Source organism: Pseudoalteromonas sp. MER144-MNA-CIBAN-0113 (genome assembly GCF_040308965.1).
Classification (GTDB): Bacteria; Pseudomonadota; Gammaproteobacteria; order Enterobacterales; family Alteromonadaceae; genus Pseudoalteromonas; species Pseudoalteromonas tetraodonis.
The window spans coordinates 1-8573 of record NZ_JBEOOG010000109.1 but is presented as its reverse complement, the minus strand read 5'-3'; the positions used below and the strand labels follow the sequence as shown (position 1 = coordinate 8573).

General features: G+C 37.3%; 9 protein-coding genes. All 9 read right to left on the bottom strand.

What is annotated here, in order from left to right:
- A partial coding sequence (gene tnpB, locus AAEY57_RS18075) for an IS66 family insertion sequence element accessory protein TnpB (protein ID WP_350608447.1) occupies positions 1–104 on the bottom strand: 104 nt, incomplete at its 3' end.
- Between the two features lie 2 nt (positions 105–106).
- Positions 107–403, bottom strand: a complete 297-nt coding sequence (gene tnpA / locus AAEY57_RS18070) for an IS66 family insertion sequence element accessory protein TnpA (protein WP_024596032.1) — start codon at positions 401–403, stop codon at positions 107–109.
- Between the two features lie 51 nt (positions 404–454).
- On the bottom strand, positions 455–808 hold the full coding sequence (locus tag AAEY57_RS18065) for a Mov34/MPN/PAD-1 family protein (protein ID WP_350608445.1): 354 nt from the start codon (positions 806–808) through the stop codon (positions 455–457).
- Complete coding sequence (locus tag AAEY57_RS18060; protein WP_350608444.1) at positions 786–2564, bottom strand: E2/UBC family protein; 1779 nt, start codon at positions 2562–2564, stop codon at positions 786–788. The genes AAEY57_RS18065 and AAEY57_RS18060 overlap by 23 nt, the downstream gene beginning before the upstream one ends.
- A 5-nt stretch (positions 2565–2569) precedes the next feature.
- Positions 2570–3850, bottom strand: coding sequence for a CBASS cGAMP synthase (locus AAEY57_RS18055; RefSeq protein ID WP_350608446.1), 1281 nt, complete (start codon positions 3848–3850; stop codon positions 2570–2572).
- A 23-nt stretch (positions 3851–3873) separates the two neighbouring features.
- Positions 3874–4986 (bottom strand): CBASS cGAMP-activated phospholipase, encoded by a 1113-nt coding sequence (locus tag AAEY57_RS18050; RefSeq protein ID WP_350608443.1) that lies wholly within the window; start codon positions 4984–4986, stop codon positions 3874–3876.
- Between the two features lie 646 nt (positions 4987–5632).
- Entirely contained in the window at positions 5633–6220 is a 588-nt protein-coding gene (locus tag AAEY57_RS18045; protein ID WP_350608442.1) for a hypothetical protein, read from the bottom strand.
- Positions 6217–6909, bottom strand: coding sequence for an AHH domain-containing protein (locus tag AAEY57_RS18040; RefSeq protein ID WP_350608441.1), 693 nt, complete (start codon positions 6907–6909; stop codon positions 6217–6219). The genes AAEY57_RS18045 and AAEY57_RS18040 overlap by 4 nt, the downstream gene beginning before the upstream one ends.
- Before the next feature lie 483 nt (positions 6910–7392).
- Positions 7393–8451 (bottom strand): DNA polymerase IV, encoded by a 1059-nt coding sequence (gene dinB / locus AAEY57_RS18035; RefSeq protein WP_350608440.1) that lies wholly within the window; start codon positions 8449–8451, stop codon positions 7393–7395.
- Positions 8452–8573 lie beyond the last annotated feature (122 nt).

Sequence of the window (8573 nt, the reverse complement as noted above, 5' to 3'; positions counted from 1 at the left end):
GACAGTTCGAGTTCACTTTCAACAATGGCCGCTAAGCCATTAATGGATTTTCTGAAGTCGACAAACTGATTGCAAAGGTACACGTCGGGCACATCAATAAACATGTTCATGCTTGCAGCGCCTTTATTAAATTAGCCACCCATGTAGGCTCAGATGAGGTTGGTATAGTTAAATGAGTTTCACCATGAGATAACGTGATTGAGGCATTCACTTTATGGGGAATGGCTTTGTTTTGCACTTTCACCAATTTAGGTGCTTTTGCAGCGTCTTGTAACTTAGACCGATATTTATAAAAGTTTGAAGTGGGTAACATGTTTTCTTTACAAAATGCGACAATAGATAAGCCGCTGGTTTGTTGCTGCTCAATCAATTTTTGCCAGTCATTAAGGGTTCTTTTTTGCATAATACCTCCAGTAGAAACTGACGGTATTTTCAATTAATTAAATCCACTCTGCTAGGTGTCGTTGCTCGGACGCTTACCCTCTGGATGCGTATGCCACTCACCAATATATTGAAGATGCCCATTAGAGCTTTTAAATGCAGTCATGACCTTTTGCTGGTGATGCGGGCCTTTACGATTCACGCAATACCTTGTTTGGTGATCTCCTGGTCCGGGCTCAGAAATATCACAGATGACAATATGCCCCCCACGCCTTTCACCTATAAGCACTCCACCTGCTTCTGCTGCTAGAGGGTTCATTTGTCGGTACGATAATAGTTTACCAACAACTATTGGTTCTATTACGACTAGCTGGCCGCTTTTATCCCTAAATACTATTTCTTCATTATTCATCATTACAAATTGCACATCTTGACTGTTTTTCCAAAATCCGTCGCTTACCTGTTCTATAACGTTCATCAAGCATAAATTCACTATATGACCAAGGTAAGCATGGCTTTAAGGTATTTAATGCGGCTTCTTGCGCTATAGCAGCCGCTATATGACTGACTGCTGCATCATATGTTGTGTACGTACTCCCACAACTTACAAAACGCTCAGCTGCTTGGTCTATGTCCACAAAACGTAAATCCATATTGGCATTATCTTTTGACCCTTGATGAACAGAGCTATCTACATTCATGCAGCCATAACAACTACGTCCATCGTCAACAAAGACTTTTGCTGCTCGACCATTACCATCGTTAAATGCATGGATTATCAGAGGACGCTCATTGTCTCTCATTTGTCTAACAACATACGCTAACCGTTTAGATATTGGTGCGCGGCCAGTCGCATCTATCACGAGATCGTATAGTATCAATGATGACTCATTGATGGGGAACCGGTAATCAAAACCTCGTATGTTTTTGGTGACATATATAGAGTCCATCAAAGTGTCAACCAACGCCTCAGCCTTATTTTTGCCAAAATCATTTGCTTTAAGTGAATGCCGAGAGAAATTATGAGGCTTAAATTCATCATGATCATATAGGTGAAGATAACCTATACCGCTTCCAGCACCATTCCTTAGTAATAGATGAGCTAAATATCCCCCGATAGTTCCACAGCCAACTAGAGCTACTTTTTTACCCGATAAATCACCATACGCAGCTCTATTTCTACTCTGTAGCGTTTTCTTATCAGCTTTTGTTACGCTAAATCGCTTGAACGATTCACAAGAGTGCTTACTTGATAAAATCGCAACTCTATTTGAAAAAGATCCAGCCTTACCTTTCTTTGTAGATCTTTTAGATACCGTTCGATTACTCAGTCTTGCTGTATTCATTTCCAAGGATACTGCAATAGGATCTTGATTTATTATATCAAGAAGTAAGATGTTTCGTTTTTTTACAGAACGATAAAGGCTATTTGCTAGATGGCTTCGAGCATTAGAATCTACTTGTTTAAGCCATAAAAATAGGTCTTTTAAACTTGTAGGTGGCCAATTGATACCAGACAAGCGAGTAGGGTTGACCCTAATATAATGTGTAGAAATATAAGAATGATTAACACTCAATTTTAATTTACGTTGAGTTAACCACTTAGTTAGATCTTCATTAGTACCTTTTGTGTCTTCCGTTGTAACAAACTCACAATAGCTGCTGCTTGTATCATTAGCAGGTTCGAGCATAACAGTTGTAAAACTGACTTTCCTATTGCAATCCGCTAACAGATATAATGACCCTTGTGACTCCCAATACGATACAAACTCATTTTGTAGCTCTATGTCTCCAACATCGTTGTCATTCATAGATAGGACAGCATTGTTGAGAGTTCGTTGAATCTGACAATCTATCTCGTTATACAAACTAGGAAGATCATTAGGATTCCAATCAGCTTCTTTCTGCTCGACATAGCAAAGATATCCATCATGTGAAATGTGAGGAATTAGTCTACCTTCATACGAAGAAGGAACTAGATAACAATATACCGTTGGGAGCTCTACATGTGGATCATTTGGGACAATCAATATAGTAGAAAAGACGCCCCCAGGTGTATCATAATCTTTTGTATAATATCCCTTTCCTGAATTTTCTCTGTAGAGAATAGATGCTTCAGGTAGCCTTTTTGACAAGGTATAACGAAATCCTACTTGCAGCATCAATTGATGTACATCTATCATTCTAGTTAACCACTAACCATAGAGGGGCTTATCTGCGCCGGAGAAGTGCTTTGTACAGGTTCAGCATTAAATGCGGGAGCTGCAGCAATAATTTTTATCAAGTTTGCATCTGTTACACGATTCCCAAATATACTTGATAGTATTGATAACGCATCTTGCTTTGACGGTGCATTTTCAGCACTTTGTAAAGATGCAGGCAACTGCTCTAATTTAGCGACAATACCTTTGTGAAAGTCTTCATGTTCTATCTGTGCTGGGAATAACGGTCGATCATCTGTATCATCAGGGCTCTCTACACCGCTCTTAAATTCAAGTGCAAAATTCTCAGCAACTACTTTCATGATGTCCCCCATGTCTTTGGGATTGACTGAATGCTTGCTCAGAATTTCAACGGTTGCCGCCATCAAACTAATTGAACTTGGACCACCTACATCCCACTGAGCATCACGCCAAGCTTTCATAAATCGACATACGGGGCGAACATGAGAACCAATCCTTTTACAAGCATCATTAAACCAATCTTCAACAATTTTAGGATCGCTGTTCATCCACTTGTGCGAACCAGGACCTTCATCTCTTAAGGCTAAGTTAACGGTTTTTGAATCTAATCGCTCGAACATCACGTCATCAGAGTCTGTAGCCATCTTAACAAGGTCTAATGATTCATACATATTACTGGCTGACTCAAGACCTAGGCTACGGTCTTTGGTAATAAAACCCTCATCAGGAATGGCATACATAGGAACGTCAATGTGTGTATTTTCTTCTGCGATTTTAATACGAGCACAAGTTCGCTTGCTTTCAAATTCCCAGCCTGAGTTTTCAGCGACTAAGGACTTCAAAGAAGTATCAACTAAAAGTGTTAGCAGCTTATGGCCAATTTTGGGGTTTTCAAAAATAGTCATTGGCAAATATGTACCATCATCTATATCCATCTCTTGACAGGGCTGAAAGGGCTTATTTAACGTGTCGTATTGGAAGCTACCTTGAGTCCAAAACCTAGGCTTTAGTATTATAAACCCATGTCTAACATCATCTTCCATCTCGTATATTAAGCGTGCTACAGTTTTCTGTTCTGCTGTGGATAAGTGGCTTATTCTTGTTGATTTCAATCGGCCTTTAACATCTTCTTCTGACTCTGATTTTTTTAAATTGATTGCTACTTCTATGGCTTCATCAAACACTTCTCTAATGCGCTTACGAACATGGGCTCGCAATCTTTTTAGCTTATTCCTTTCACTGTCTGTTAGTTCCAATTTTTTTAATAAGCTATCATCACGGCCCATATAGTATGTATGTAAACTCCACTTCATATTTTTTTCTCCGAATATGGTCTATCGACACTAGTTACTAATGGTTTAAAAAGTTCTGCAGGCTCATTAAAGAAGTCTCTTAATGCACCATTTTTTGCGTATTCTTCTGAAACAAGTTGCTTTCCTCTGCCAGCAAGATCAGCAAGAGAACTTGGACTAGAATTATCTAAAGTAATATCACTCGCAGCTTCATTTGGTACCTTACTATCAAGCTTGATATAGTTACCCGATGCATTATAAATAGCCAATTCTCGTTCAAGCATGTTTTGATGCAAAATTTGGTTTGCAGCCATAGTGCTTAACACTAACCTTTCTCCCATCCCCCACAGTCCAAGATACCCGCCTTTCCAAAAAGACTTAGAGCTCAATAAATTTGGACTTACTGCATATTCGTCGCCCATCGTACCAATATTCAATATGTGAATATCTTCGTAATCTGCGTGTGGAAAATCCAATTTCATATCACCAAAAACTTCATGCAAAGCTATGAAACTTGGGTTATTGGCTACAAGGCCACCATCTATAAATCTGAAGCCTAAATCTTCAATATAATGTGGCGCAAAATAGGTTGGAGCAGCAGAGGTTGCCATGGCTGCATCGATGAGGCGTATAGTTCCATCTCTGGTAAAATCAGGATTATGCGGAGTTTTAAAAAACAGAGGCTTTCCTGTTGACAAATTGATTGAAGGAATCATCACTCGCCTAGCAAGATCATTGAAGGTAATTTCATCTCCAATCATTGCAACAATGGCTTTTCTTAATGGGTCACTTTTATAAGTTGGCGCTATAATTTTTCTAAAAAACTTTCTAGCGCCATCGGCGAAGCTGTGTATAGGAAATATCTTACTGCTTTCTGTAAAAAACACTTCTTTGAGTTCGCGAGCGGATTTACCTTCAGCAAGACCCAATGCAAGAATTCCACCAATTGACGCCCCAGTGATCAAGTCAAAGTAATTACCTATTCTGACATCTGTTTGACCTGTCTTTTGTTCTATTACGTTTTCTAGTTCGGCAAGCACGCTTATCGTGAAAAGTCCTCTAACACCTCCCCCGTTTAAAGCAAGAATTCTTACTTTTTTTGACTTCGTATTCGATTTAATTGAGTCCATAGCATGCTTCCAAAAATTAATTGCATTTCAACACATATGGGGGCGTATATTTTTTAATCAAGGGATTATTGTCAACAATGACAATCGGTTAGGTACTTTGATACGTGAAAATTGAATGAGCATACTCATTTTAGATATGTATATACATTATTTAGACAACTTCAGTGACGGAGTAAAGCTGGCCACTTGCGTAGACATTTCATTACAAAACCTTATTTAAGAACTAACTTTCTAAAACGTTTCTGTCCAATAACGAGCAAAAACTGTCAGCCTCAGCAACGAGTACTGGTTATTTGCAATATCAGAGGTTATTTGAAGCCAAAAAATAGAGCTGATGATCTAACTCAGAAGTGTCCAAAAGTCAGTTTGTCCTACCGTCCGGTTTTCGTTCATTAAGAACTGCCAGATAAAATCAAAAAACTCTTTTCAAACTGCAACTGAAATGTGGACTAATACAAATTTATTATTAATTTTTTATGTAAGAAAAATTGGTAAAACAACCACCAAAAAAGCAGTTAAAGTTTATTGGCATATAGCATCCGATTTATTTCAGTCATTAAAATATAGTAGTTGTTTTTTAAAAGGTAGTTCTGATTTTCGTTTTATATAACACTACCTAAATAATGTTTTCTTTATCTAAATTAACTTAATTAGAAAAAATATTATCGAGATCTTCGTCAATATAAACACCCGTTAATCCATTATCTTCTACAGCAGATTTAAACTTATCTGTACAATACAAACGAGAACCACCTGTAAGTTTACTCTTAAAAACAGGCTTATTTTTTACATCATCATTTATGAAAGCAATCTTGATATAATCTAAAGGATAACCGTCTAAATATTCGCGTTCACATTTTGCTTCATCTTCTTGTCCAAATGTACGCAAGTTAAAGATTACAATAGGTTCACCATCAGCTTTTGTTTCAATAAACTCACCTAAAGGCGCTAATAAATCTTTTAAAGCTTCATAAGCATTCATCCGAAGAGCGATAAACCCATCCATGATACTTATATCGTAGTTATCTTTTAGATAACCAGGTAAAAAAGACAACTCATAACCTTCAGGCCAATACTCTAATAAAGAGTCATTATTCATATGGATATCAAGTAGAAACATGCAAGCATCTTGATTAGATGGCAACATTGGTTGTATTTTTTCAGCGAATGAAAGTATGTCCCACTCAACCATGTCGTAAGAATTAGTAACAGGCTTTAACGAGAACAGCTTCATGATTTACCATCCCAATTAGCATTTTTACGCATCATAACGCTGGCTGGCATCATATGATTTTTAATTTTTATTTTCACGCCACGTAATGCATTTATAAAATCAAGCTTATTTACTTTGGTTCTTAAACTAGTAGACACCCACACTTCATAATTATGGCGATGCAGTCTTCTGTGAGAAACAGTGTCAGGCGTAGCCCAATCATCTGACTTGTTTTTTTCAAAGTTTCTTAGCCATACCCCATTCGTTGGATCATTAATACCAATACCAAACGAGTGCATTCTTAAACGCGCAGCATATGTAAGGCGCTGTCTATAACGTCCCTTACCACACACAATATGATGTGCTTCATGATATGAAGTCGGTTTTGGCTCGCCTGCCGCTCGTAAAAACTTAGCAAGTTTTTCCGTAGGATGATGTTCTTCCTCTGCTAGCTCCTTAACAGAACTACTTTCACTTTCTGCGCGGTAAGACTCTAAGCTTTGCTGCGCGATAAGCAAGTGCTCTAAACGCTTGCGTTCTTTTTGTAAGTGGTCGTAATCTCTTTGCAGCTTTTCCTTAGACGCAGCAGATTTACGGCGCTTATCGTCGTAGTGTTTTTTGGCTAGTAATTCATAATTATAAATAGCCATTTCTAAAGGGCTGGGGTTACTTGGTCGATCTGGCATTGGGTAGCGCTGAAGTTGAATCATCCTTAAATCCTTAAAATTTCCTTTTATTAGCGCGTAAAATAGCAAATAGACTATTGAGGTGCAATTATAAACGTTACACACCTAATAACTGCGATCATTTTATTGCTTACAATGAATTACATAGCGGTCAAATTTCCTATTCATACAACACAATTTTTGACTGACTGGTTCTCGCTCTAAGCCGAATAACAGCTAAGTGCTGTGAGTTCTACTGGACGAACTTGACTGGCCAAGTTAAGACTTTTTATCACCAAGCGACTTTGTCATATCTTTCATTAAAAACCACTTCTAATTTGATTGTTTTTCTAAAGGTATTCAATTTATAATTTGAAAACTATACTATATATAAAACTACCTATATATTTTTCAAAACGGAAAGTAATTTATATTTATAAAACTTCATTTACGCCAATAACTAACAGGCTTTTTATTTATGATTATTTCTGTAACGCTTTTTAAATAATAAGGTAAGGTTTCCATTTTCTACCATGATAGTTCAAATTGCTGATTTTTAACTTCGATGTCATTAAGACCAATATAAACCCCTAAAAGTCTAACCTTTTTACCATCACCACGGTTCACTGCTTCTGTTAGCAAATCTAAAAATATCCCTTCATCAAAGTTAGAATAGGCAAAGTCTTTAGTCGTTTGGTGAAAATCATTGAATTTAACTTTCACTCCTAATTTACTTATTTTTCGCTCATGTAAATACTTTTCAGACCGTTTTTTTAATTCAGGTATCAGCTTATCGGTTAAGATACTACGAAGAGTATCTAAATCATCAATATCTTCAGGAAATGTTCTCTCAACACCTACCGACTTTCTAACTCGTGTTGTTTCAACATTTCTATTATCTATACCTTGGCACCGTTGATAAAGCACCAGTCCGAATTTACCAAAGTTATTATTAATAATTGCCTGATCGACAGCTTGAATGTCTCGACCATATTCCAACCCTAATGACTTTAGTTTTTCAAAAGTAACCTTACCTACACCTGAAATCTTATTTAAAGGTAATTCGGCAATAAAGCTACAAACTTCTGAAGGTGTAATAACAAATTGACCATTTGGTTTATTATAGTCTGAAGCAACTTTAGCAAGAAACTTCAGAGAAGAAATTCCAGCAGAAGCGGTTAGGCCCGTCTCTCTGTAGATTGTTTCTCTAATATCTTGGGCTATTAAAGTGGCTGAACCTTTAAATAATTTACAATCTGTTACATCAAGATAAGCTTCATCTAATGAAAGAGGTTCAATAATATTGGTATAACGTGAAAATATTTCCTGAATATGAGTACTCACTTCTTTATATACATCCATTCGAGATGGTACAAGCACCAAATTTGGACACTTTTTCAGTGCCACACTCGTTGGCATTGCTGAACGAACACCAAATTCTCTTGCTATATAATTACAAGTCGAAAGTACACCTCGCCTTTTAGAGTTTCCCCCCACAGCAACAGGAAGATTTGCCAACTCTGGCCTATCTCTAATTTCAACAGATACAAAGAATGCATCCATGTCTATATGGATCAACTTCTGCATGTTATTTAAAATTTCTTTTAAGTAAACCCATTATATTTACTCTAGTATCGGAGTTTTTCAAGGTAGTTGTCCGATTTTCCCGTTTTATGCTGCTGCCTGAGCCTGCACGATTTCCCGCTCCG

Coding starts and splice junctions, on each gene's coding strand:
- tnpA (WP_024596032.1), bottom strand. CDS start 403: ATGCAAAAAAGAACCCTTAATGACTGGCAAAAATTGATTGAGCAGCAA.
- AAEY57_RS18060 (WP_350608444.1), bottom strand. CDS start 2,564: ATGATAGATGTACATCAATTGATGCTGCAAGTAGGATTTCGTTATACC.
- AAEY57_RS18055 (WP_350608446.1), bottom strand. CDS start 3,850: ATGGGCCGTGATGATAGCTTATTAAAAAAATTGGAACTAACAGACAGT.
- AAEY57_RS18050 (WP_350608443.1), bottom strand. CDS start 4,986: ATGGACTCAATTAAATCGAATACGAAGTCAAAAAAAGTAAGAATTCTT.
- AAEY57_RS18045 (WP_350608442.1), bottom strand. CDS start 6,220: ATGAAGCTGTTCTCGTTAAAGCCTGTTACTAATTCTTACGACATGGTT.
- AAEY57_RS18040 (WP_350608441.1), bottom strand. CDS start 6,909: ATGATTCAACTTCAGCGCTACCCAATGCCAGATCGACCAAGTAACCCC.
- dinB (WP_350608440.1), bottom strand. CDS start 8,451: ATGCAGAAGTTGATCCATATAGACATGGATGCATTCTTTGTATCTGTT.